The organism is Amycolatopsis circi (assembly GCF_003385235.1).
Lineage (GTDB): Bacteria > Actinomycetota > Actinomycetes > Mycobacteriales > Pseudonocardiaceae > Amycolatopsis > Amycolatopsis circi.
In genome coordinates this window covers 1-1,578 of record NZ_PQIA01000289.1, presented here as the reverse complement: position 1 = coordinate 1,578, position 1,578 = coordinate 1, and the positions used below count along the sequence as shown (strand labels likewise).

Sequence of the window (1,578 nt, the reverse complement as noted above, 5' to 3'; positions counted from 1 at the left end):
CCCCCGCGGGGGCCCTCGCCCCGTTTCGGCCCCTCACCCGGCTGAGCTGGGTTCTTAATCGATTCTTGACGTCTCCCGGCCGTGGTGGAAGTCTCGTCAGGGCAGTCCGGGGCAACGGTGCCCGCACGCTAGGGTTGCACCGATTCCGGAAGTCGCAGAAGTGCTTTCCGGGGCGGGCGCCCCGAGAGAACTTCCGCAGTGTCCAACCCGACGGTCGGCGGCCGGTGCGCCGCCGCCGTGATCAACACCAGAGGAGTGGCAGCAGTGACCGTTCGCGTAGGTGTCAACGGCTTCGGCCGGATCGGCCGCAACTTCTTCCGTGCCGTGAAGGCGAGCGGTCACGACATCGAGGTCGTCGCGTTCAACGACCTCGGCGACGTCGCCACCATGGCCCACCTGCTCAAGTACGACTCGATCCTCGGCCGCTTCCCGGGCGAGGTCAGCGTCTCCGACGAGGGCATCGTCGTCGACGGCAAGACCATCAAGGCCCTCGCCGAGCGCGACCCGGCCAACCTGCCCTGGGGCGACCTGGGCGTGGACGTCGTCGTCGAGTCGACCGGCTTCTTCACCAACGCCGACGCCGCCAAGGCGCACATCGCCGGCGGCGCCAAGAAGGTCATCATCTCCGCGCCCGCCAAGGGCGAGGACCTGACCGTCGTCCTCGGCGTCAACGACGACAAGTACGACGGCTCGCAGACGATCATCTCGAACGCGTCCTGCACCACCAACTGCCTCGGCCCGCTGGCCAAGGTCCTCAACGACGCCTTCGGCATCGAGCAGGGCCTGATGACCACGATCCACGCCTACACGCAGGACCAGAACCTGCAGGACGGCCCGCACAAGGACCTGCGCCGCGCCCGCGCCGCCGCCCTGAACGTCGTCCCGGCCTCCACCGGCGCGGCCAAGGCGATCGGCCTCGTGCTGCCGGAGCTGCTCGGCAAGCTGGACGGCTACGCGCTGCGCGTCCCGGTCCCGACCGGCTCGGCCACCGACCTCACCGTGACCCTCAAGAAGTCCGCCACGGTCGAGGAGATCAACGCCGCGTACCAGGCCGCCGCCGAAGGCCCGCTGGCCGGCATCCTGAAGTACTCGGTCGACCCGATCGTGTCCTCGGACATCGTCACCGACCCGGCCTCCTGCATCTACGACTCGCCGCTCACCAAGGTGATCGGCGACCAGGTCAAGGTCGTCGGCTGGTACGACAACGAGTGGGGCTACTCCAACCGCCTCGCCGACCTGATCAAGCTCGTCGGCTCGAAGCTCTGAACCGGATGAGCGTCAAAAACCTCGACGACCTGCTGGGCGAGGGTGTTCAGGGCCGCTACGTGCTGGTGCGCAGCGACCTGAACGTCCCGCTCGACGGGGCGGCCATCACCGACGACGGCCGGGTCCGCGCCGCGCTGCCGACGATCAAGAAGCTCGCCGAGGCGGGCGCGAAGGTCGTCGTCACCGCGCACCTCGGCCGTCCCCAGGGCGAGCAGGACCCGAAGTTCACGCTCGCGACGGTCGCGAAGCGGCTGGGCGAGCTGCTCGGCTCCGAGGTCCCGCTGGCCGGAGACCTCGTCGGCGAGTCGGCGA

The 1,578-nt window shown here is 69.2% G+C and carries 2 protein-coding genes; both read left to right on the top strand.

Features of this window, described 5'->3' with window-relative positions; translation table 11 throughout:
• Nucleotides 1-264 precede the first annotated feature (264 nt).
• On the top strand, nucleotides 265-1,266 hold the full coding sequence (gap, locus tag D0D37_RS46305; RefSeq protein ID WP_093574329.1) for a type I glyceraldehyde-3-phosphate dehydrogenase: 1,002 nt from the start codon (nucleotides 265-267) through the stop codon (nucleotides 1,264-1,266).
• Between the two features lie 5 nt (nucleotides 1,267-1,271).
• Nucleotides 1,272-1,578, top strand: a 307-nt coding sequence (pgk, locus tag D0D37_RS46300) for a phosphoglycerate kinase (RefSeq protein WP_116206894.1), incomplete at its 3' end; no start/stop codon positions are given.